Source organism: Polyangium fumosum (genome assembly GCF_005144585.1).
GTDB classification, from domain to species: domain Bacteria; phylum Myxococcota_A; class Polyangia; order Polyangiales; family Polyangiaceae; genus Polyangium; species Polyangium fumosum.
This window is the reverse complement of record NZ_SSMQ01000025.1, coordinates 124,620-145,911: the sequence shown is the minus strand read 5'-3', so window position 1 is coordinate 145,911 and position 21,292 is coordinate 124,620. Positions and strand designations below refer to the sequence as shown.

The 21,292-nt window shown below is 69.9% G+C and carries 17 protein-coding genes and 1 pseudogene; 11 read left to right on the top strand and 7 right to left on the bottom strand.

Annotated elements, in window-relative coordinates; translation table 11 throughout:
• The 3 genes and pseudogenes from E8A74_RS54055 to E8A74_RS23970 form a co-directional block, all read left to right on the top strand.
• A pseudogene (locus tag E8A74_RS54055) lies at positions 1 to 478 on the top strand (hypothetical protein); the annotation flags it as partial.
• A complete protein-coding gene (locus tag E8A74_RS23975) occupies positions 475 to 1,797 on the top strand; it encodes a serine/threonine-protein kinase (RefSeq protein ID WP_170229323.1) in 1,323 nt (440 codons plus the stop codon). The pseudogene E8A74_RS54055 and the gene E8A74_RS23975, both read left to right, overlap by 4 nt.
• Before the next feature lie 9 nt (positions 1,798 to 1,806).
• Positions 1,807 to 2,808, top strand: coding sequence for a PEGA domain-containing protein (locus tag E8A74_RS23970; protein ID WP_136931382.1), 1,002 nt, complete (start codon positions 1,807 to 1,809; stop codon positions 2,806 to 2,808).
• A gap of 12 nt (positions 2,809 to 2,820) precedes the next feature.
• Here E8A74_RS23970 and E8A74_RS23965 read toward each other — a convergent pair whose 3' ends face one another.
• Together E8A74_RS23965 and E8A74_RS23960 are read right to left on the bottom strand one after the other, a co-directional pair.
• Complete coding sequence (locus tag E8A74_RS23965; RefSeq protein ID WP_136931381.1) at positions 2,821 to 3,567, bottom strand: ferritin-like domain-containing protein; 747 nt, start codon at positions 3,565 to 3,567, stop codon at positions 2,821 to 2,823.
• 21 nt (positions 3,568 to 3,588) lie between these two features.
• Positions 3,589 to 4,761 carry a hypothetical protein gene (locus E8A74_RS23960; protein WP_136931380.1) on the bottom strand — a complete coding sequence of 391 codons (1,173 nt, stop codon included), beginning with the start codon at positions 4,759 to 4,761 and terminating at the stop codon, positions 3,589 to 3,591.
• A gap of 243 nt (positions 4,762 to 5,004) precedes the next feature.
• On the opposite strand from E8A74_RS23960, the gene E8A74_RS23955 reads away from it, so the two are divergent.
• The 3 genes from E8A74_RS23955 to E8A74_RS23945 all read left to right on the top strand — a co-directional run bounded on the left by E8A74_RS23955 (position 5,005) and on the right by E8A74_RS23945 (position 7,441).
• Positions 5,005 to 5,457, top strand: coding sequence for a PA2169 family four-helix-bundle protein (locus E8A74_RS23955; RefSeq protein WP_136931379.1), 453 nt, complete (start codon positions 5,005 to 5,007; stop codon positions 5,455 to 5,457).
• 85 nt (positions 5,458 to 5,542) lie between these two features.
• On the top strand, positions 5,543 to 7,123 hold the full coding sequence (locus E8A74_RS23950) for a radical SAM protein (protein ID WP_136931378.1): 1,581 nt from the start codon (positions 5,543 to 5,545) through the stop codon (positions 7,121 to 7,123).
• A gap of 78 nt (positions 7,124 to 7,201) precedes the next feature.
• The gene (locus E8A74_RS23945) at positions 7,202 to 7,441 is read left to right on the top strand and encodes a hypothetical protein (protein WP_136931377.1); all 240 of its coding nucleotides are present in this window, start codon (positions 7,202 to 7,204) and stop codon (positions 7,439 to 7,441) included.
• Here the strand turns inward: E8A74_RS23945 and E8A74_RS23940 are convergent.
• On the bottom strand, positions 7,438 to 7,887 hold the full coding sequence (locus E8A74_RS23940; protein ID WP_136931376.1) for a hypothetical protein: 450 nt from the start codon (positions 7,885 to 7,887) through the stop codon (positions 7,438 to 7,440). The genes E8A74_RS23945 and E8A74_RS23940 overlap by 4 nt on opposite strands.
• Before the next feature lie 345 nt (positions 7,888 to 8,232).
• Between E8A74_RS23940 and E8A74_RS23935 the strand changes: the two genes are divergently transcribed.
• A complete protein-coding gene (locus tag E8A74_RS23935; RefSeq protein ID WP_136931375.1) occupies positions 8,233 to 9,378 on the top strand; it encodes a GNAT family N-acetyltransferase in 1,146 nt (381 codons plus the stop codon).
• Complete coding sequence (locus E8A74_RS23930; RefSeq protein WP_136931374.1) at positions 9,354 to 10,253, top strand: hypothetical protein; 900 nt, start codon at positions 9,354 to 9,356, stop codon at positions 10,251 to 10,253. Before E8A74_RS23935 ends, E8A74_RS23930 begins: the two co-directional genes overlap by 25 nt.
• Here E8A74_RS23930 and E8A74_RS23925 read toward each other — a convergent pair.
• Positions 10,237 to 11,049 (bottom strand): SDR family oxidoreductase, encoded by an 813-nt coding sequence (locus tag E8A74_RS23925; RefSeq protein ID WP_170229322.1) that lies wholly within the window; start codon positions 11,047 to 11,049, stop codon positions 10,237 to 10,239. The two genes, E8A74_RS23930 and E8A74_RS23925, sit on opposite strands and share 17 nt — an antisense overlap.
• A 10-nt stretch (positions 11,050 to 11,059) precedes the next feature.
• Positions 11,060 to 12,178 carry an MBL fold metallo-hydrolase gene (locus E8A74_RS23920; protein WP_136931372.1) on the bottom strand — a complete coding sequence of 373 codons (1,119 nt, stop codon included), beginning with the start codon at positions 12,176 to 12,178 and terminating at the stop codon, positions 11,060 to 11,062.
• Between the two features lie 194 nt (positions 12,179 to 12,372).
• On the opposite strand from E8A74_RS23920, the gene E8A74_RS23915 reads away from it, so the two are divergent.
• A complete protein-coding gene (locus E8A74_RS23915) occupies positions 12,373 to 13,743 on the top strand; it encodes a DUF2330 domain-containing protein (RefSeq protein WP_170229321.1) in 1,371 nt (456 codons plus the stop codon).
• Between the two features lie 10 nt (positions 13,744 to 13,753).
• Here E8A74_RS23915 and E8A74_RS23910 read toward each other — a convergent pair whose 3' ends face one another.
• Positions 13,754 to 14,920 carry an oxygenase MpaB family protein gene (locus tag E8A74_RS23910; protein ID WP_136931370.1) on the bottom strand — a complete coding sequence of 389 codons (1,167 nt, stop codon included), beginning with the start codon at positions 14,918 to 14,920 and terminating at the stop codon, positions 13,754 to 13,756.
• Positions 14,921 to 15,084: 164 nt separating this feature from the next.
• Here E8A74_RS23910 and E8A74_RS23905 point away from each other — a divergent pair, with 164 nt between their 5' ends.
• Entirely contained in the window at positions 15,085 to 16,989 is a 1,905-nt protein-coding gene (locus tag E8A74_RS23905; protein ID WP_136931369.1) for an OPT/YSL family transporter, read from the top strand.
• Positions 16,990 to 17,119: 130 nt separating this feature from the next.
• Entirely contained in the window at positions 17,120 to 17,896 is a 777-nt protein-coding gene (locus tag E8A74_RS23900) for a hypothetical protein (RefSeq protein ID WP_136931368.1), read from the top strand.
• A gap of 100 nt (positions 17,897 to 17,996) precedes the next feature.
• Here the strand turns inward: E8A74_RS23900 and E8A74_RS23895 are convergent, their stop codons facing one another.
• Entirely contained in the window at positions 17,997 to 20,978 is a 2,982-nt protein-coding gene (locus E8A74_RS23895) for a carboxylesterase family protein (protein ID WP_136931367.1), read from the bottom strand.
• Between the last annotated feature and the right edge of the window lie 314 nt (positions 20,979 to 21,292).

Below are 21,292 nucleotides of genomic sequence, written 5' to 3'. Positions count from 1 at the left end.
GGGTGGCAACAGCGGGGGGAGCGGCGGCAGCGGCGGGGGGAGTGGCGGCAGCGGCGGGGGTATGGGTGGCAACAGCGGGGGGAGCGGCGGCAGCGGCGGGGGGAGTGGCGGCAGCGGTGGGGGGAGCGGTGGCAGTGGCGGCGGAGCTGGCGGCAGCGGCGGCGGAGCTGGCGGCATGGGCGGCGGAACCGGCGGCGGAGCCGGTTCTACGGGAACGGGCGGAACCGGCGGCATGGGCGGCGCCAGTGGAACCGGCGGCATGGGCGGCGGAACCGGCGGTATGGGAGGCAACGAATGCCCTCCCGGCTCCGGGGGAGCGGGCGGTCAGGGCGGCGGCGTGCCTGTCCCCAACCCGACCTGCGCGGGCAGCACCCTCCGGGACAACGGGGCCCTGCCGCCGCCGAGGCGGAAGACGACGACCCTTCACCGCGTTCGCCTCTTCACCCTGGACGCGCTCCCGCGTACGCTGCGCCCGTGACCGAACCCGTCTCCCGGGATCCGGCCTCGCCCGAGGGCGCGCCCGCGCCGGGCACGGTGCTCGCCGGCAAGTACGTCGTCGAGTCCGTCCTCGGGCAGGGGGGTATGGGGATCGTCCTGCAGGCGCGGCACCAGCGCACCGAGCAGCCGGTGGCCATCAAGCTCCTGCGCCCCGACGCGCGCGCGCTGCCCGACGTGAAGGCGCGCTTCGAGCGCGAGGCGCGCGCGGCGGCCCTGATCCAGGGGCCCCACGTGGTGCGTGTCTACGACGTCGACAACCTCCCGGACGGCAGCCCCATGATGGTGATGGAGATGCTCCAGGGCTGGGATCTCGGCCAGGAGCTCGCGATTCGTGGCCCCTTGCCCTATCCGGAGGCCGTCGGCCACATCCTCGCCGCGTGTGAAGCGCTCTCGCAGGCGCATCGCATGGGCGTCGTGCATCGCGATATCAAGCCGGGGAACCTGTACCTGTGTCAGGAGGGCCCGCGGCGTATCGTCAAGGTGCTCGATTTCGGCATTTCGAAGGTCCTCGACAAACGGGACGACGCCGCGCAGACGGCCACGACGGCCGCCTTCGGCACGCCGCAATACATGTCCCCCGAGCAGGTGCGGTCCACGAAAAACGTCGACGGGCGGGCGGACATCTGGTCGCTCGGCGTGGTGCTGTACGAGCTGCTCGGCGGACGGGGGCCCTTCGACGAGGGGAGCGCGACGGCCTCGCTCGCGGCGATCATCGCGGACGAGCCCAAACCTTTGCGCGAGCTCCGGCCGGATCTGCCGCAGAAGCTCGCGGACGTGGTCACGAAGGCGCTCGCGAAGCGCGCCGACGACCGGTGGCCCGACGTCGATACCTTCATGGCCGCGCTCCTGCCGTTTGGCCCGGGCGGCGCCGCGCCGCGGACGTTGCTCAATACGAAGGCGCTGGCCGTCGCGCCCCGCGCGCCGATGTCGAACCGGCGATTGATGTTCGTCTCGGCGGGCCTTGCGGCGGTGGTGGTGGCGGTGTTTCTGGTCGTGCTCGCCTCGCAGACGAAAAAACCGGCGGAGCCGGCCGGGGATGCGGCCGCGACGAACCCGACGGCAGAGCCTGCCCTCACGCCTCCGCCCGCCGCGACGCCGGCGGCCGCGGCCGAGCCGACGATCGTGCCCGTGGCCGCGCCCGTTCCCACGCCCCTTCCCACGGCGCCCGCCGCTGTGGGAACGGGGCCGAAAAAAGAGCCGACGTCCGCGCCGCCGGTGCCCGCGACGGCCGCGCCGACGCCCACGCCCACGCCTCCCAAGCCACCTCCGCCCCCGGCGGAGGATCCGACCCACCTCTAGGATCGCGCCATGAGCCGAAATCGCCTCCGCGCTGGCCTTTCCCACGTCCTCCTCGTCGTGCTCGCCACGACGTTCGCCGAGGCCGCCCTCGCCGCCGAGCCCCAAGCGGCCCCGCCGGCGCCTGCCGCGCAGGATCCCGCGCTCGTGGCGCGCGCCAAGGAGCGCAAGGCCGAGGGCGACAAGGCGATGGACAAGCTCCGCCCCCTCGACGCGCTCGCGGCCTATACCGAGGCCTACGCGCTGAACCCCGAGCCGGCGCTGCTTTACAACATGGGCCGGGCCCTCGAAGCGCTCGATCGTTTGCCCGAGGCGCTCGAAAAGCTCACGGCGTTCCGCGCGCAGGCGCCCGCCGAGCTGCTCGCCAAGGTCCCGGGCCTGAACGACCGGATCACGAACCTCGAAAAACGTCTCTCGCGCCTCACGGTGAAGGTGAACGTCGAAGGCGCGCGTATCCTCGTCCGTGACGTCGTCGCCGGCATGTCGCCCCTCGACAAACCGCTCGCGCTCAAGGCCGGCCCGGCCGACGTGCTCGTCGAGGCGGAGGGGTATTTTCCGTATCGGACCCGCGTCGAGCTGCCCGGCGGCGGCGCCTACGTCCTCGATGCGCAGCTCCAGAGCAAGGCCAAGGTCGGCAAGCTCCTCGTGACGGCGCCGAAGACAGGCGTCAACGTGCTCGTCGACGGCAAGGGCGCGGGGCAGGCGCCGCTCGAGACGCTCGTCGAGCCGGGGACACACAAGGTCGCCGCGCGGCACCCGGACTACCTCGATTACGAGACGAGCGTCATCGTGACCGCCGGCGGCGAACGCACGGTCGCGCTCGTCCTCCAGCGCCCGCCGCCGATTTATGCGCGTTGGTGGTTCTGGACCACGATCGGCGTGGTCGTCGTGGGCGGCGCCGCCGGCGGGGCCGCGTATGCCCTCACGACCGAAAAAGATCCGGGGCAGGGGGACATCCCGCCGGGCCAGCTCTCGCCGGCCTTTTTCGTGACGTCGCCCCCGCTCCCGTTCTGATCGGCCTCTCCCTCAGGCCGCCTGCTCCATCGTCCCTTCCGCGTCCTGCATGACGTGGTTCGCGACCCATTGCCGCACGTGCGCGAGGTGTTTTTCCTCGGCGCGCATCGCGTCGCGGAAATCGTCCGCCATCGCCTCGTGCCCCAGGCTCGTCGCCAGCTCGATCAGCATGTCCCAGCCCTCGGTATCGGCGAGCTCTGCGACGAGGAGCGCGTGGAGCGACTGCGGCAGCGTCGTGCGCGGATCGTTCAGCACCTGCACGAGGCCCGACGCCTCCACCGCGGCGATGTCGGCCGAGGGCGTGAGCGCCGTCGGATCGGCGCCCATGCTTTCCAGCGCGCTCCGCAGCACGTGGAAATGCCTGAGCTCCTCGTCGTGGAACTCGAGGAGCGTCTCGCGGGACGGCCCGCCGTCGAAGCCCCCGAGCGCGTCGAACTTCGCGATCACGCTCTCGTACATCCGCGTCCCGGTCCGCTCGAATTGCAGGCGCTCGGCGAGCTTGTCCAGGAACACGGCCGGGTTCTTGGCGCTGAGGCCATCGAGCACCGATTTCACCGCGCCCTTCACGGTCGAGGGCGGCGGCATCGTGCCGAGGATGCCGGATTCGCTGATGTACGACATCCGGAGGCCCGCGATGCCTGATTCGTCGCCCTCCGCGCTCGGCACCGTGGCCTCCGCGGCCTCGATGAGCTCCTTCGAATCGAGGGGGCTCGTCCCGATCCCCGTCCGGTTCATCCCGATATCGGTCGGCTCTTTCATGGTCTCTCCTCCAAGCTCCCTTCAGGCCGCCTTCTTCACGAGCTCGGTCCCGGGCGTGTACACGTAGCCCGCCGCGACGGTTTGGCTGGGCGAACCCGCGGAGTTGATCTGCCGGTTGTAGGCGATCGAGGGGGAATCCGGGGGCACCTGGCCCACCGGGACGAACTGGGTCCCCACGCTGCGCAGGTGGACCTCGTTTTTCAGCACCTGCCGCACGTCGTCGCGGTGGCTCATGTACTTGATGCGCTCCGGCAGGCTCGTCGGGATGATCTCGAAGGGATCGCGGTTCTCGACGCGCCGGAAGAGGTCCATCACGTGGTTCAGGTGGCCGAGCTCATAGGCCACCATGCGCTCCCAGATCGCCTTGAGCCGCGCGTTCGACTCTTGCTCCATGCAGGCGAGGTAGTTCCAGACCTCCGTGCACTCGTGCAGCAGCCATTTCTCCATCCACGTCTCGTTCGGGTCGATGATCGCCTCGTATTGCGTGACGTGTTGCTCCTCGATGTGCGCGATCTCCGCGTAGAGCAGGCGCGCCACCGGGTCGGAGAAGAGCGGGCCGATGTTCTGGTAATAGTTCAGCGTCTGCTGCTCGCCCGCCAGGATCGTCAGCGACACGAGCTTCGTGATCGGCGCGGCCGTCGTGCGATCGTAGGGCTCGCGTAAATCGTCCGTCGGGTAGCGGTGCTCGACCACCGTGGGCCGGCCCGGCAGCACGTCGGTGTACGATTGCAGGATGGCGTTCGCGTCCTTGCCTTCGAGCCGATCGAGCAGCGCGGAGTAACGATAGAGGTGGTCGAAGTCTTCGAGGAGCCCGAAGCGCAGGACCTGCGCGATGTACGGATCGGGCTCGAGGCGCGCGAGGCTCGCGGTCACCTCGATGGCGACCTGCTCGTAGGCGATCGTCGTTTCGAGCGGCGATTGATCCGCCGGCAGGAGCCAGTTCACGAGCACCTGCTGGTGCGTCTCGATGCGCCGGACGCGCGCGAGGTCGGCGCGCATCGGCGCGTTCATGCGGGCGAAGGCGTGCTGGAAGCGGTTCGCCTCCATCTCCAAGCCGTTCATGAGGATGATACGCAGGCGCGTGAACGCGTCGTCGTTCAGCTTGCTGATCGGCTCGCGCACCATGTCGCGCCAGGTGAAGTCTTCCTGGGCGTCGAGGGCCACGCCTTTTTCCTTCGTGAGGTCGAGTGCCACGATACTCCTCCCCGTTCGGTTCCTCCGTGATGGGCTCAAGGTTCGGGCGCCGCAGGGTCGCCGTCCGTCCCACCTTGCTTGCAAGAACCTTGCGAGGTTTCGTCCCGGAGCGAAATGGTTTGTCGGGCGAGCAGACGTTGCACGCCGGGGGCGAAAGCTTCCCGCCACGGGGGCTCGACGTCGCGCACATTCGTCCCCCATGGATAGGCCGAGCCTGGAAGGGCCTTGAGGAGGCAGTTTTCCATGGATAACCGCGAAGTGTGCGAAAAGCTGAACAAACTGATCAAGCTCGACGTGGACGCGGTGCATGCGTACAAGCAGGCGATCGACGCCTGCACGATGGAGGACCTTCGGAGCAACCTCGTGCGGTTCCAGGAGGACCATCAGCGGCACATCCGGGACCTCTCGCAGCAGGTGCGGGCCTGCGGCGGCGAGCCGGAGGTGGAGACGTCCTGGGCCGGGTTCCTGATCGAGGGCTTCACGGCCATCACGGCGCAGGGCGATCACAGCGCGCTGCTCGCGATGCGGGGGAACGAGGAGCTGACGAACCGCACGTACGAGGCGGCGCTCAACGCGGCCGACCTGCCGACGGAGGTGCGCTCGCTGCTCGAGAGAAACTTCTCGGACGAGCAGCGTCACCTCGCGTGGATCAAGGATCAGCTCGACATGCGCGTGTGGGAGAGGAAGGCGGCGTAGACGACCGCTCCCCGTGAGCGAACCCGACCCCGCCCGCACGTCGTGTGTGTGGCGGGGTTTCGTTTTGTTGTAGGATCTCCGGCCGATGGAGCCGAAGAGGCAGGTCGAAATTCAACTCGGCCACATGTGCAACAACCGTTGCGTCTTCTGCGTCAGCGGCCAGGAGACGGCGCTCGGCCGCGCGAGGCCCCTGCCGCTCGCGCCGATCCTGGAGCAGATCCGGGCCGCGCGCGCCGCCGGGCACGCGAAGATCACGCTGCTCGGCGGCGAGCCCACGCTCCAGCCCGCGTTCCTCGACGTGGTGCGCGAGAGCGTCGCGCTCGGCTTCGAGGAGATCGTGATCTTCACGAACGGCGTGAAGACGGCCCGCGCCGCGTTCGTGGACGAGATCCTCGCGACCGGCGGGAATTTCACGTTCCGTTTCTCGATCCAGGGCGCGACCGAGGAGGCCCACGAGCGCACGACGCGCAAAGACGGATCGTTCGCCCGCATCGTGCAGTCGATGCGGCACGTGCAGGCGCGGGGCGAGCGGCTCACCGTGAACATGTGTGTCGTCCAGTCGAACTACGAATCGGTGGACGTGTTCCCGGAGCTCCTCTTGCCGCTCGGGGCCTCGCAGCTCCACCTCGACATGGTGCGGCCGCTCGACGCAGGCGTGCGCACGGAGGAGGAGTTCGCGGCGATGATCCCGCGGTACCGGAGCCTCGTCGGCCCCTTCACGCGCATGGTCCGCGGCTTCCCCGAGGGGTTCGACGTCAACATCGGGAACCTCCCGTATTGCCTCGCCCCCGAGCTTTCGCCCTTCATCCACCACGACGGCGAAAAGACGATGACGATCGCCGTCGACGGAGACAAGACGCTCAGCAAGCCCTGGGACAAGTACCTCGTCAAACGCCGGGACAAATCGAAGCCCGCAACCTGCGCGGCGTGTGTCTTCGACGCGCGCTGCAATGGCATCTTCGAGACCTATCGGGAGATGTACGGCGACGAGGAGTTCGTCCCCGTGACGCCCGAACGCATGTCTGAAGCCGATCCCGGCCGAAAACTCTTCTCGGTGCACGCGCGGGCGCTCGTCGCGCGGGCGTTCGCCGGGTTCGTCCCGCCCAAGCCGTTTTCACGTGCCCTGCTCACGGAGCTCGGCGAGCGCGCGGTCGAGGTGCGGCTCGAAGGCGACGAGAGCCTCGTGCTCACGCTCAGGCCCCGGGCCGAAGGCGAGGGGATCGCGGCGACGGATTGGTTTGCCGTGGGGATCACGGGCGCGCCGGCCGATCACGCGGTGGCATGCGCGGGGATCCTCGCGATCGGGGAGCGGTTGTCCCGGCACGTCACGTTCGTGCATCCGATCGGGGAGGACGCGGCGCTGCCGCTCTTGCGGTCCGTGGGGGCGCGGATCCAGCTCTTGCGGCGGCGCGCGCCGTTCGGCGCCCTCGCGTGGAAGGACGTGCGCGTCCTTCCGGAGGGGCGGCGCGCCGAGCTCGGGTTCGAGGCGCCGTCGGGCGAGCGCGTCTGGGTTTGGCTGGGTGAAACGAACGGAAAACCCGTGGGCGGGTATCGGGTCGGGGAGGGGGAGCCTTCGGCCGAGGTCATCGAGGGGCTGCGGGCCGTGCTCGGGGCGCTCGCGCCCGCCGGCGCAGGCCCGCGGGCCCCGTCGGCTTCGCGGGCTTGACGTGGCTCGACGTTCCGCGAGGGCGGACGGCTAGCGGTTCGTCCACGCCGGCACCATGAGGACGCTCTGGAGGGCATCATGGGGAAGGAGCAAGCTTGGCCTTTTGATCGGGGCGACGCCGGGACCGTGCAGCCGCGGACGCAGGAGGGCGTGCCCGGCGTGCGGGGCGGGTCCGTGGGGGAGGAGGGCGGCGCGGGCTCGTACCCCGGCGGCCCGACGTTCTCCGAGGGGACGGCGCTGGAGGAGGGCCCGAACCCCGAGGCATGGGTGCCCCCGACCGAGCAGATCAGCGGGCCGCCCACGGAACCGACCGATTAACGGGAAGCTTTGCACCCTTCCACGCGCAAGGCTCTGGCCTCCCCATCGATTTCGAGCTTCACCGACTCGAAATCGATCGCGGCCACGCGCTCTTCCGCATTGCAGCCCATCCGCCCCTCCAGCACGAGCGTGTAGGCGACGGAGCGGCCGCCGTTGTCGGGGATCCGCTCCTCGACTTCGAGGGTATCGCCGCGCTTCTCGTCCGCCTTCCCCTCGCCGTCCTCGGCCCTGCACGCGACCATCACCGCGGCGCTCGCGCGGACCGCGACGGTCTGGCCGCTCTTGTTGCGCAGGTGGAGCGAGACGACGGCATTTTCGCCCGCGCACCGGGCGACGGGCTCGGAGGTGACCTCGACGCTCGCCTCCGGTTCGGCGATGGCGTCCGTCGTGACGAGCGAGAGCGAGGCGAGGAGCAGCAGCAGCGTGCGCTGGAGGATCCTTTTCACGGGGGAGACTCCTTTTTGAAGCGTAAGGCCGCAGGCATAAGGTCGCGGCGGTAGGCCGGGGGCGCGGGGCCGGGCGAGAAAGAAATGCCCGGCGGGCGTCGCGCAGGAGCCCGTATGCAAAGGATTGGCCGAAGAACCTGGAAGAGCGCGCGCCGCGCGTGAATGCCCCGGGCGCGCGCCGCCGGCGCAGGGAAACACCTCGGGATCCGAGGGGAGCGCTCGACGCCGATACCCGCCCCTCCGGGCGCGCATTTGCATGGGTTTTCACGGGTCGTGTGAGGTGGCGGGGCCCTGGGGGGCGGTCCAAGCTCCGGCAACGGGGCCCGAGAGCGCGAGGGAAACGGAATGCGAGAGGTCGAGCCACGGCAGAAGCCTTCCGCGAGCGCGGACGAAATCGGCCACGCCGCCATTTCCACGCAGCGCCTCGCGGGGGCACGGGCGCTCTCGCAGATCCAGGAGACGTGGGCCGCGCTCGACGCGCTCCAGGACACCCCGATGCAGCAAAGCCTCTGGACGGAGAGCTGGCTCTCGGCGAGCGGGGCATCGGATCGATTGCGTGTCCTCGTGACGACGTCGCCGCGCGAATCGACCGGGATTGCGGCGCTCGTCCATCATGGCGGTCGTTCGCCCTCGCTCATGCCCGCCGGGGCGATCGAGCTCGGCGAGCCCGTGGATCTGGCCCGCGGCGGGCCACGGGTGCTCGGGGCGCTTTGCCAGGCGCTCGCCCGCGGACCTTGGCCGGTGCACCTGCCGCGCGTGCTCGCCACGTCGCCCACGATCGCGGCCTTCCATCAGGCCTACCGCCGGCGCGGCCTCGTCCGCGTCGGTCCCGCGAAGCCGTGTCCGTTCCTCTCGCTCGACGCCTCCTGGGCCGAGCCCGAGCGCCACCTCTCGCCCCGCAGGCGCCAGGATCTGCGCCGCGCCGAGCGGCACGCCGAGCGCCTCGGCAAGGTCGTGTATTCGTTTCATTCGCCCTCGCCCGAGGAAGCGGCGGCGGTCCTCGACGAGGCCTTTCGGGTCGAGGCCGCCGGCTGGAAGGGCCGCGAGGGCACCGCGATGTCGTTCGACCCGGTCGTCGGCACGTTTTTCAGGACGTACGCGCTCGCCGCCGCGCAGCGCGGCATCCTGCGCGTCGCGCTCCTCCGCATCGGCGGGCGGGGCGCGGCCATGCAGCTCGCGGTCGAGCACGCGGGACGTCATTGGCTGCTCAAGATCGGCTATGACGAGTCGTTCCGGCAGGCCTCGCCGGGCATCTTGCTCCTCTGCGAGAGCCTGCGCCGCGCGGCGACGGAAAACCTCGCGACGTACGAATTTCTCGGCGGCGTCGCGCCGTGGATCAAGCCCTGGACGAGCGAGGAGCGCGCCACGGTTTCGCTCAGCGCGTATCCGATGAGCCTCGCGAGCGTGTCGGCGCTCTCGCGCCAGGCGGCCGCGCGCGTGCTCCGGACATTGAGGAGGCAATGGCAATGGATGACACGGTCCGAGGTCTGAAGCAGGCCGCGTTCGCGGCGTGGGAGCCGATCGCGCGGCGCGCCGGGCGGTCGTACATCGCGGGGCCGCGGATCACGGACGCCCTCTCGTTGAGCCGCGGATTCTGGGAGGCGGGCATGGGCGTCGTCGTTTGTTACTGGAACGCGGAGAAGACGTCCCCGCGGATCGTGGCGAACCGCTCGCTCGCCACGCTGGAGGCGTTCGCGGAGGCGGACGGAGACCATTACCTCGCGATCAAGGCTCCGGCGCTCGGGTTCTCCCGGGATCTCGTCGGGGAGATCGTGGCGCGCGCGGCGCTCTCGTCCGCGCGGGTGCATTTCGACGCGCAGCGGCCGGAGGCCGTCGAGAAGACGCGGGCGCTCGCGGAGAGCGTCATGGGCGGGGGCACGCCCATCGGATTCACGTTGCCCGGGCGATTCGCGCGGAGCGTACGGGACGCAGCCTGGGCGGCGCGGCGAAATGTGCCCGTGCGCGTCGTGAAGGGGCAGGTGGCGGATCCGGCGGCGCCCGATCTCGATCCACGGGCGGGTTTTCTTTCCGTGATCGACGCGCTCGCGGGCAAAGCGCGGCACGTGGGGGTGGCCTCGCACGACGCGCCGCTCGTGCGGAAGGCGCTCCAGCGTCTCGTCTCGAACGGGACGCCGTGCGAGCTCGAATTGCTCCTCGGATGGCCGTTCGGGCCGGTCTTGCGGGAGGCGCGCACGTTCGGCGTCCCGGTGCGCGTGTACGTGCCCTTCGGCGAGGCCCGCGTGCCCTACCATTTCACGGAGGCGCGGCAGAATCCGCGCGTCCTCGCCTGGCTCGCCCGGGATCTCTGGCGCGCTTCGCCTGCGCCGCGGGCGAAGAGGCCGGGGTGGACTAGCGCCCCTGCTTGATTCGCTCCTGGGCTTCGCGGCCTTTTTTGGTGAGCATCGGTTCGAGCCAGCGCGAAGCGGCCGGCGCCGTGTTCGCCGCGCGCGCCAGCATCCCTCGGCCGAGCGGCAAGGTGATTTCGAGCGGGCGCTTCGGCAACACCTCGGTGAGGAGCGCGCGCTCGACGTCCTCGACGGTGAGCGCGCGCGGGCCGGAGAAGGTCATCGCGGCTTCCTCGTGGTCGACCTGCAAATCGAGCATGGGCGTCTGCACGGCGTCGGGCATGACGAGCGTCACGGCGATGTCGTGGCGGCCAAGCTCCATCGCGGCGGCCAGCGTGAATCCGCGCACGGCGAATTTCGACGCGGCATAAAGCGAGAGCCCCGGCACGGGCGCGAGTGACGCGAGCGAGCCGATGTTCACGATGTGCCCGCCGCGTCCCCGCGCAATCATCCGCGCCGCGGCCGCGCGCGTGCCGAGCACCGTGCCTTTGACGTTCACGTCGAGGTGGAAATCGACGTCCGCGGGCCCGAGGTCCGGGACCCAGCCGGGCTTCAGCACGCCCGCGATGTTCATCACGACGTCGAGCCCGCCGCCCTCCCGCTCGGCGAGATCGAGCGCCGCCTCCCACTCCGCGGCCTCGCGCACGTCGAGCCGGGCGAGACGCACGTTCGTCCCCCACGCGCCTTCTGCGGCGCGTTTCTCCAGGGCGGCGAGGTCCACGTCGGTCGCAACGACGGTGTCACCGCGGCGCGCAAAGACCCCCGTCATGTGCGCGCCGATCCCACTTGCAGAGCCGGTCAATACCAGGACGCTCATCGTCATTCTCCTAGACCAGGACGGCCGCGCCGGCGGCGCGGGTTCGGGGTTCGTCGCGGAGGGGCCGCGCGGGTTTGCCCAGCGTGAGATCGCCGAACGAGAACGTGGGCGTGACGCCGGGGAACAGGGCGTAGGCGGTGAGCTCCGAGGAGCTGACCATGCCCGGGAAATCCGGGTTTTGCCGGGACGGTCCGGCGACCTCTTTCTCCTGCACCATCGAGATGTACTGGTCGAGCCCGCGTTCGAGCGTGTTGCCGTTGAGGACGACCTCCATCCCGGTGTCCTCGGCATACCGGCGGAGCCCTGGGATCCGCGAGGCGCGTGGGGCGTACGCATCGGGGCCGACGCCGTTCTCGCTCGTCACGAAGATCCCCTCGGACGTACGCACCACGATCGAATGGTTCCCCTCGGTATGGCCGGGCGTCGCCATGAGCACGACGCTCTCGCCGAGCTTCGTGTCGCCGTCGAGCAGGACGATCCGCGAGGGATCGACGCCGTCGATCCCGCCCGGGCAATACCAGTCGCGTTGCGGCGGCAGGAGCGCGAGCGTGCTCTCCCATTCCTTTCGCATGACGAGCAGCTTTGCGCGCGGAAAATAGCCGGGGCGCCCGTGGGCGCCGAGCCAGCGGCGCACGTCCTGCGTGTGCATGTGATCGTAGGTGATGTAATCGATGTCCTCCGGGAGAAGCCCCGCCTCGGCGAGGCAAGCCTCCACGGTGCCGAGCTCGGGCGCGATGATGCGCTGGCCGAGCTCCTTGAAGGGGCCGAACGTGCCGCTCAGGCGCTTGAAGAACGGCGTCTCGGCATTGGCGCGGACGTCGGAGGGTGAGGCGAGCAGGGTGCGGAGCCGGCCTTCGGCCTGGAATTGCACGAGGAAGACGCGGTTCAGGATGTGCACGAACGGCGTCGGGCCGCGGAAGGCGTCGCGCAGGGCATACCGCGTCGGATAGGGGACACGCACGAGCGAACGGGATCGATAACAGGGCACCGGGGGCGCCGAGAGCAGCTCCTCGTGGAGCCTCGCGGCGCGTTTTCGCACCTCGCGCAGGCGATCCTCGGGGCGCGACGCGTCACGGGCGCCTGCAAAAATGTCGATCGGTCGGAGCACGGGATCCAAAGGTTCGCGCATGACAATCTCGCTCCTCGTTCGGGCCCTGACTACCACGAAGGCGCGTCGCGGAGAACCTCCACGCAATCGTGTCAACGTGTGCCCGGATGTGCCCGAGGGGGCCGCGGGTCGGATGCCGGGATCATGCAAAACGCCGAAGAATCGGAGAGGCACGGCGCGTGCTTTCCCGCGATGGCTGCCCGGAGGTCCCACGCATGAAGCTCTTGCACGCCGTCTTTCTTTCGATCCCGCTCGTCACCGCCGTCGTGACCAACGCCCACGATGCTGCCGCCTGCGGCGGTTGCTTCCCGCCGCAGGACGAGTCGACGCAGGTGACCGGCCACCGGATGATCTTTTCGGTCTCGCAGACGTCGACCACCCTGTGGGATCAGATCGAATACTCGGGTGATCCCACCTCGTTCGCCTGGATCCTGCCCATCAAGGGGCAGGTCGAGGTCGGTTTGTCTTCGGACGCAGTGTTTGCGGTCCTCAGCGAGCGCACGGCGACGTCGGTCGCGGCGCCTCCCCTCAACTGCCCACCGCCGCCCTCCTGCTGGGGCTGGGGGAGCGGCTCCGGCGCGGGCGGGTCGGGCGGCGCGGGCGGGGACGCGGCCGGCGGCGGCGTCGACATCATCACGCAGGAGGTCGTCGGGCCTTACGAGACCGTACAACTCTCCTCGTCGGATCCCGGCGCGCTGAAGACTTGGCTCACGACGAACGGCTACAACATCGACGCCGACATCGGGCCCATCATCGACGCCTACGTGGGCGAGGGTTTTGACTTCCTCGCGCTGAAGCTCGTCCCCGGCCAGGGCGTGAGCTCGATGCGCCCCGTCCGCATCACCGCGCTCGGCGCGAGCACCACGCTGCCGCTGCGCATGGTCGGCGCGGGCACGGGCGCCTTCGCGCCGATGACGTTGTGGGTCTTCGCCGAGGGCCGTTACGAGACGAAGAACTTCGCGTCGTTCGACATCAAGCCGGCCGACATCGTGTGGAACTGGGATCTCGGCACCTCGAACTACACCACGCTGAAGGACGACGCGTTCAAGGCCGCGAACAACGCGAACTGGCTGAACCAGTACGCGCAGCCCACGTCGCCGTGGGAGATCCGCGGCCGGCTCGAGCAGCTCGTGAGCTTCCTGCCGGATCAGAGCGGTTATGGCGATCCGAAGGACGGCTACGTGACCGCGAATGACGAGCTTCAGGCCGACCTCGAGAAGATGTTCGGCGGGATCAACGAGAGCGAGCTCTGGGTGACGCGCCTCAACACGGAGCTCGCGCGGGCGTCGCTCAACAAGGATCTCGCGCTCGGCGCGGCGACGTTGCAGGATCCGGTCTCGAACTTCTTCCAGGCCACGAAGGCGATCGGCACGCCGCCCAAGTGCCCCGAGTACCCGCCCTGCGAGCCGGGCTCGGAGATCCCCGGCGAGAACGGCGGCTCCTGGTGGGGCAACCTCGGCGACGGCAAGGGCAACGGGAGCTCGAGCGCGAGCTGCGCCGTGTCGAGCGGCAGCGAAACGACGGCCGTGCTCGGCCTCCTCGGCGTCGCGCTCGGTTTGTCCGTGGCGCGTCGCCGCCGCAAGTAATCGGTTGGTCTCAGGCCGCGCGCGAGAGGCGCGTTGGCGGCGCGAAATGCGCCGGGGCGCCCCCGAGCCCCTCCTTCACCACCATCTCCCAGTACCGCGCGCCCGTGCCGATGGCCTTTTGATGCGCCGCGGGCGAGCGCTTGCGCGCCTGCTCGGCCACCCGCGTGACCGCGCGGAGCGCGTGGAAGGCCGCGACGAACGGCGTGCGGTCGATCCCGAGCGCGTCGGCGAGCTCGTCCCCCAGGAGCCCGCGCGAAAAACCCATCCCGACGTTTCGCCGGAGCGCGCCGAGCCGCCGCTCCTCCGCGGTCTTCGCCTGCCGGAGCGGGGATTCGAAGAGGGCGTGCGTGAGCGCGCGTGAATCGTCGTCGGGCCGGCCCTCGGTCGCCCGGATGAGGTGCGCGAGGCTCCACGCGTCGAATTCGCTCGCCGGCAAGAGCTCGGGATCCACGCCGATGAGGTGCCCCGAATATCGCCAGAGGTGCATGAAGCATTCGGACTCGTCGCGATCGATGTCGAGGCCGAACGCGCGGATCCCTTCGAGAAACACGAGCGAGAAGAGGAGCGACGTGCCGGCCATGTCGTGCTGGTTGACGGGCAGGCCCCACGTCGCCGTGTCCCATTTCGGCGATCGCGAGAGCATCTGCCGCACCTTCGCGTGCATGAGGCGCACCTTCAGCGTGATCGCGAACCCCTCGCCCGTGCGAAGGAGCCCGCCCGGTTGCGCCGTTGCTTGCACGAAGCGTGAGGTCTCGCCGAGGCGGCGCGGCGCGCGCTCGACGAGCTGGCCCGAGAAGACGAGCGGCTTGTTGCCCCCGGGCGAGGCATACCCGAGCACGAGCGAATACGTGCCGAGCACCGCGCCTCCGAGCGCCCCCGAGCGCAAGAGCAGCTCGCCGCCGCGCCGGACGGCATCCCAATCGACCCACGCCGGCACGTAGGACGCCCATTCGAGGTAGGCGCGCATGGCCGGGGGCAGGTCGAGGCCACGTGGTTCGGGGGCGCGGAGGGCCTTGTCCAGGAGGGAAAAACCTCGCCCGGCCGGCGCGCCTTCCATCTCCTCGATGACGGCGTCGGCCAGCGGATCGCCGCGGAGCAGGAAGGGCGCAAGACGGTCCACGCGGTCACCGAAGCGCGCGCGGGCTTCCTCGAGGTTCTGGTATCGCGTCGGGATCATCGGGCCCGGAGACCATAGGGTCGGCCGCGCCCGCTGGCGAGCGGGCTGTTGGGGTTCGTCCCAATTCTCCTCCGTCTCCCCCGGCCTCCGGGTCTTCCCGGACATACGGGGGCCGCGATCCAGCGCTAGGCGCGCCCGTCCGTGCTGCTAGCATCCCGTTCCCGATGACAACCCCGACGTCCGCCGCCGCCGAGGAGGCGTCGCGCCCCAAGTTCGCGTTCCTCCCGAAGATCGACACGCCGGCCTACCACGCGCTCCTCTCGGCCGTGGCGATCTTGATCCTCGGCCCGCTCGGCGGCATCGCCGCTGCGTACATGAACTTCAGCCTCGGGTTCTTCGTCGGCGGGCAGGTGCTCGCGGGGATCCTCGGCAGCGCGGTCACGTACGGCTACGGGCCCGAGGGCAAACACGGCGCGAACTACATGCAGACGATGGCCGCGAGCGTCGCGGGCATGGCCGGCATGGGCGTGCTCATCCAGGCGATGACGTGGCTCGGGATCCCGATGCCGCCGTGGCATCACCTGGCGCTCTTCTTCATGTGCATCGGCATGTTCGGCGTGGGCCTCGGCATGGTGTACACGCCGATCCTCGTCGACCGCCTGAAGCTCGATTTCCCGAGCGGCTACGCGGTCGCGAACATCCTGCGCGCGCTCACGGACAAACGCCTGCTCAAGCGCTCGATCGGGCAGCTCGGCGGCGGCACGGGCGCGGGCGTGGTGTTCGCGGCGCTCGCGGAGAAGCTGCCGGCGAGCGCGTGGGTCATGGCGAAGATCCCGTGGCTCACGTCGATCTCGGCGTCGACGATCGGCGCGGGCATGGTCGTCGGCGCGCGCATCACGATCCCCGCGATCTTGATGGGGCTCCTCGGCCACGGGCTCACGCCGTACCTCGTCTCGATCGGCTGGCTCAAGGAGGGCGAGAGCTTCCGCAAGATCGGCTTCCTGATCGGTCTCGCGATGATCCTCGGCGCGGCGCTCGTCGACATGGCGCTGCTCGCGGTGGAGGCGGTCCGGCGCGTGCGCGCGCAAGCGGGCAAGCCTGCGGAGGTGGACGCGAAGGACGCGTGGAAGCAGGTGAACCCGAAGCGGCTCGTCGCGTGGATCGTGTTCTGGGCGGCGGCGCTCGTGGCCGTGGCGACGCTCGTGATGGGGCAGCCGCTCGGCTTCACGATCTTCGCCATCCTGCTGACGAGCGTGTTCGTGCTGATCAACGGCATCTCGCTCGGCATCAGCGATTCGAACCCGATCTCGAGCGCGTTCGTGATCGCGGTGCTGCTCATGAGCGGCCTCGGCCTGAAGGATCCGCGCGTCGGGCTCATGAGCGCGAGCATCCTGCTCGTCGCGTGCTCGGTCGGCGGCGACATGCAGCAGGATCGCTCGACGGGGTATCGCCTCGGCACGAACCGCACGGTGCAGTTCCGCTACCAGAGCATCGGGATCCTGATGGGCTCGGTCCTCTGCGTCGTGCTCGCGCAGACGTTCATGAAGGCCTACCCGGTGCTGACGATCAACTCGTTCGCGAACCCGAAGGCCGACGTCGGGCAGTGGCAAAGCGCGATGACGTTCAAGTTCGTCGGCGCGCTGCAGGACATCGGCTACCTGCCGGACTACAAGGTGAAGGCGCTCGCGATCGGACTCGCGATCGGCATCGGCACCGAGGTCCTCCGCAAGGTCCTCCACGCGAGCGAGCGCTACAAGAACTTCGTGAAGGGCTCGAAGGAAGGGTTCGCCGCGGGCTTCGTGATGGACGCGGTCGTCTTGCCGAGCCCGTACGCCTCGTCGTTCGGCGGCTTCGTCGAGCTCATGGTCTGCGTCTGGTTCGCGGTCGGCGGCGTGGGTTCGTCCGCGTACAACACCTGGCAGAAGAGCGTGGCCGCGAAGCAAACGAAGGGCGACGAGCTGCCCGAGGACATGAGCACGACGTCGCTCGTCGGCGGCGGCCTCATCGCGGGCGAGGCGCTCTACGCGCTCGCCGTGGGCCTGCACGGCCTCTTCTCGAACGTGCTGCTCAAGCCCGCCGCCGCCGCGCCCCCGCCGCCCGCCGCCCCTCCTCCGTCGCCGCCCGCCTGACGACGCCGCGCGTCAAGCGCATGTGACCGGGATCGCGGAAGGGTTCGTCATGGCCCCTTGCCGCGCGGGCAAAAAGAAAAATTCGCGACGTCTTGAAATAACGGCCCCCCGTCGCTCGATAAGGGGAGCCATGAAGACGCAACACATCTCCGCTCTGGTTCTCTCGGCGCTCGTGGCTTCGCTTTCGGCGGGCTGCGGGAACGCCGCTTCCTCGCATGAGGAGGCGTGCGTGGAGGCGCCCGGCCTGGCAGGAGACCATGTCTACGTGTTCTCCGCGGGCTCGGTGCCGTCGATCGACGATGGGGGGCTCGCGCAGCCTTCGCTGCGCTCTGCCCCCCATACCCCCCGTGCACGTGTCGAGCGCACGGTGCGCAGCGATGGCTCGGAGACGCTCTCGGGCGTCTCGCAGGTCGCTGCGATGAAGGTGATGGAATACGCCGAGCTCGGCCCGGATGGCCGCCTCGTGTATGCCGACGTGACCGCGACGGGCGTGAATGGCGCGACGCGACGGCTCATCGCGGACGCGGCGCACGGCGCGTTTTACGTGCAAGACGAGCACGGCGGTGGCTGGAAGCGAATGGCCAAGGACAACCCCTGGGTCTACACGGGTCTCGCTGGGGACACGTCCTTCGCGCCCCTGCCGACGCCCGTGAGCGCGTGGGTCACGTTGCGCGCGACGAACGCTTCGTCCGACGTGCGTGTCCTCGACGCGGCGCTGCGCGAAGGCCGGATCGTGCCGCAGGATCAGCTCGTCGCGGAGGGCGAGGGCGACGAGCGCTTCGTGATCGCGGGTGAAACCGTGCTCACGGCGAACGACGACTTCGTCACGGCCCTCGGCGAGAGCACGCTGGAGCCGCTCCGTATCGCGGCGGCCACGCTCCGCCCGCGGCGGGTCGCGCAGCGGTAATCCCAGCCGCCACGACAAACACCTTGCAACGAGGGGCCGGGCCTCCAACCGGTCCCTCGTTCTTTTTTCATCGCCCCGTCCTGATCGACGCGGAGCGCTCTCAATTCCAGTCGATGCCGAAGAAGCCGCCGTCGAGCGCGACGCGCCGGTCGAGCACGTGGCCCCCCCGCTGCACCGTGATGCGTCCGTCATAGACGATGAAATCGGGGGCGAAGCGCGGGAGGTGGCGGCTCGCGAGCGTGCCCGCGGAGCCCACGCCCGCGTGCACGACCACGTATTCGTCCGGGTTTCGCGGGTGCGGATGAAGGAAGGAGACGCCGACGTCCTCGCCCTCGTGCCGCTTGCCGCGGAGCGTGAGCGCGGAGGGCTCGAAGCGCACGGGGAGCGTGCTTTCGAAGAGCGCGGTGACGCGGTTCGAACGTGGGTTTCCGATGAGGACGAGGCTGCGCGAATCGATCTCGGCGTCGGTGATCTCGACGTCGGATTTCACCGGGAAGCGGGCCGCGAAGGTGTCGAAGGAGGCGAAATGCTCGGCGACGAGGCGGTTCGTCTCGATCTGCGCGGGATCCTGGGTGCCGTAGACGACGAGGCGGCCGTGGCGATCGACGTCGTCGAGCGGGCCCGAGACGCCCGCGCGCTTGCGCCCCTTGCGCGAAGGCTCCTCGGGCACGCGGACGAACGCGCCGTCCTTCTTGACGAGCCAGAGCATCCCGGCCGCAAAAGGCCCCTCGATGGCCGCGCCGTCCACGGCCACGCCCGCCCCTTCGCGCAGCGCGAGCTGTGACAGATCCAGGGCAAACGACTCCACGTTGCGGGTCTTCACCGTGACGCCGTCCGCCTTCGAATGGCGCGCGTCGATCTCGGCGAATTTGTCCTCGACCTCCATGCCGAGCAGTCGCACCCAATGCGCCCGATCGTACCGCCACTCGCCCGTGACGAACCGGACGCGCTCGGGCGCCTTCGGCCGCCGGTGCGATTTGAGCCATCCGATCATGTCGCCGTCCTCGTAGCCGTAATCCCATACGTTGTGATCGAGGTCCTCCTGGACGTCGAATTTGTAGGGATAGCCAAGGGATCGATACCGATCGGCGACGAGCTGCGAGCGCGTGGGATCGTCCTTCCCGCCGTGGACGATGAAGAGCGGCACGTGCTGGCCATTCTCGGCCCAGTTCACGATGTACCGTTTGGCGAGCAGGACGTTTTCCCAGGGCGTGTGCGGGGCTTTTCGGATGCTCTCCCAGCCGAGCAGGTTCGGGTATCCGCAGAGCGGGGCCGCGGCGGAGAAGAGGTCCGGGTAATGCAAGGGAAGGTAAAACGCGACGGTGCCGCCGAGGGAGTAACCGGTGATGGAGATGCGGCGCTCGTCGATGGGGAAATGGGCGCGCAGCTCGGCGACGACCCGGAGGACGTCGTCCTCGCCGAGGTGGCGCTGGCCCGCATTGCCGAATTGCCACGGCGCGACGAGGAAGGCGCCGAAATCGGGCAGGCCCGAGAAGTGGCGCGCTTCGAGCAGCCCATTGAAGCCTGCCTCGGGCGCCTCGCCGGTGACGACCCGCAGCGCGATCTCGGGGCGATTGCCGAGCCCATGGGAAGCGACGACGAGCGGGAGCGGTTTTCCCCCGGGGCGATAGGCCCGCGGGACGAAAAGGACGTAGGGCTGGAGGCGGCCGTCGAGCGGGCTGCGATACGCGCGGCGCTGAATGCCGAACCGGCCGGCATACGGGCTCTCGCCTTTTTCGAGCGAGGCGAGGAGGGCCTCGGCTTCTTCGGTCTGGCGCTTGATCCACGAGATGTCGGGATCGTTTTGCGCGAGGTTCTCGACGAGGCCGTCGATGTGCACGAGCAGGCTGTCTTTTTCGCCGCGGGTGGCCGCGGAACTCTCGATGGACGCGCGCTTGTCCACGAGCGCGAGGACGCGTTTTTGGAGCGCCCCGCGGTAGACGAGCGGGATCTTCTGCTCGGTCCCAGGCGCCGCGCCGAGGCGGAGCCGGAGGTCGGTCGTCCCGGTTTTTTCGAAGGGAATCGAGAGGGAGATCGCGCCCTCGGGGCTGCCGAGCGAGGCGGCGGGCAAGGTGCCCTCGACCAGCGGGCGGGCCGGGCCTTTTTCGGACGCGAGCTCCGCGCGGTGGGGGAGATCCACGAGGTTGCGCGGGCCGAGGCCGATCCAGCCCGGCCGCACGGAGACGTCGAACCCCGTGGCGGTGGGCTTTTTCTGGATCTCGGCGCGCAGGAGCTCGGCCGGCGTGCACGTGGCCTCGGGGGCCGTGGCGAAGAGCAGGTCGGGCGCTGGGCCGCCGGAAGGGGAGCGGGCGCGGAGCCAGAAGCCCGTGGGCGCAGGGGTTGGCTGTTCGACCTCGACGACGATGCGATGGACGCCACGATCGAGGTCGAGCGGGACCCGCGTCTCGTCGCGGAAGGGCGCGGGATCGGCTTCGCGCGTGGCGTCGAGGACTCGTTTTCCGGCCACGGAGATCCGCACGCGGCCAGACACGCCCGCGGCGAGGAGGACGCGCTGGGCGCGGCCGGAGACGAGCTGGCCCGAAAGGACGAAATGGGTGGGCGGCTTCGGGCCTTTTTTCGAATCGGCCTTCTCGTGGACCTCGACGTAGCCGTCCTTCGCGCAGATCGGGCGCGGGGCGGGCGGGGCGCCGGCGTCGGGGGGCGTCGTCGCGTCGCCCTCGGGCAAGGGGCCCGGGAGCGGACCGACGGCGCTCCACGCGTCGAGCCAGCCTTCCCCCTGGGGCGCGAGGAGCGCCTCCCGCGCGAGCCCGACCGGCGGATGTCCCTCGGCGCGGAGCGAGACGCAGCCGGCGCCGAGGCAGGTCGACCCCTCGCCGCAGCGCTCCTCGACCCAGCGTTCGCCGCCCTGGCAAACGAGCGCGACCTCGTCGGAGGTGCATCGACCCTCGCCGGGCGTGCAGACGGCGCCCGGCGCGGCGTCGGTAGGGATCGCGGGGGCCTGCGCGGAGGGCTCGGCGCGCGGAGGCGGGCGCTGCTCGACGCCATGTTCGGCCGGCGGGCGGCAGGCCGAGGGCCCGGCGAGGCCGGCGAGCACGAGCGGGAGGAGGAGCCGAGGGCGCATCGAAGGCGAAACATGCCGCGTCCGCCCGGGAACACCGGCCGTCCACGCGAGCCGGCACAGCTACCACGGGCCCCGCCCCGGACCAAGCCGGGCGCTTGGCCCCCGTCCCCCACGGATCGATTTCAGCCTTCGTTCACTTTTGCCTGGTCCCCAAAACTTCCATCGCGGCCGTGCGTCGAATGCAGTGACCGTCGCCCTTCGGGCCGGCGCAATACCGCCGGACCCGTGAACGTGGAGAAAGCGAGAAAACGAGCCATGAAGAGCATTCCTCGATCCAATGCAACGATGTCCTCGAGGGGAGCCCCGGGAACGCG

What these genes read in the sequence shown, in the direction of transcription:
- E8A74_RS23920 (WP_136931372.1), bottom strand. Translation starts at nt 12,178, where the DNA reads ATGCGCGAACCTTTGGATCCCGTGCTCCGACCGATCGACATTTTTGCA.
- E8A74_RS23935 (WP_136931375.1), top strand. Translation starts at nt 8,233, where the DNA reads ATGCGAGAGGTCGAGCCACGGCAGAAGCCTTCCGCGAGCGCGGACGAA.
- E8A74_RS23925 (WP_170229322.1), bottom strand. Translation starts at nt 11,049, where the DNA reads ATGAGCGTCCTGGTATTGACCGGCTCTGCAAGTGGGATCGGCGCGCAC.
- E8A74_RS23955 (WP_136931379.1), top strand. Translation starts at nt 5,005, where the DNA reads ATGGATAACCGCGAAGTGTGCGAAAAGCTGAACAAACTGATCAAGCTC.
- E8A74_RS23915 (WP_170229321.1), top strand. Translation starts at nt 12,373, where the DNA reads ATGAAGCTCTTGCACGCCGTCTTTCTTTCGATCCCGCTCGTCACCGCC.
- E8A74_RS23910 (WP_136931370.1), bottom strand. Translation starts at nt 14,920, where the DNA reads ATGATCCCGACGCGATACCAGAACCTCGAGGAAGCCCGCGCGCGCTTC.
- E8A74_RS23895 (WP_136931367.1), bottom strand. Translation starts at nt 20,978, where the DNA reads ATGCGCCCTCGGCTCCTCCTCCCGCTCGTGCTCGCCGGCCTCGCCGGG.
- E8A74_RS23945 (WP_136931377.1), top strand. Translation starts at nt 7,202, where the DNA reads ATGGGGAAGGAGCAAGCTTGGCCTTTTGATCGGGGCGACGCCGGGACC.
- E8A74_RS23970 (WP_136931382.1), top strand. Translation starts at nt 1,807, where the DNA reads ATGAGCCGAAATCGCCTCCGCGCTGGCCTTTCCCACGTCCTCCTCGTC.
- E8A74_RS23965 (WP_136931381.1), bottom strand. Translation starts at nt 3,567, where the DNA reads ATGAAAGAGCCGACCGATATCGGGATGAACCGGACGGGGATCGGGACG.
- E8A74_RS23950 (WP_136931378.1), top strand. Translation starts at nt 5,543, where the DNA reads ATGGAGCCGAAGAGGCAGGTCGAAATTCAACTCGGCCACATGTGCAAC.
- E8A74_RS23900 (WP_136931368.1), top strand. Translation starts at nt 17,120, where the DNA reads ATGAAGACGCAACACATCTCCGCTCTGGTTCTCTCGGCGCTCGTGGCT.
- E8A74_RS23930 (WP_136931374.1), top strand. Translation starts at nt 9,354, where the DNA reads ATGGATGACACGGTCCGAGGTCTGAAGCAGGCCGCGTTCGCGGCGTGG.
- E8A74_RS23905 (WP_136931369.1), top strand. Translation starts at nt 15,085, where the DNA reads ATGACAACCCCGACGTCCGCCGCCGCCGAGGAGGCGTCGCGCCCCAAG.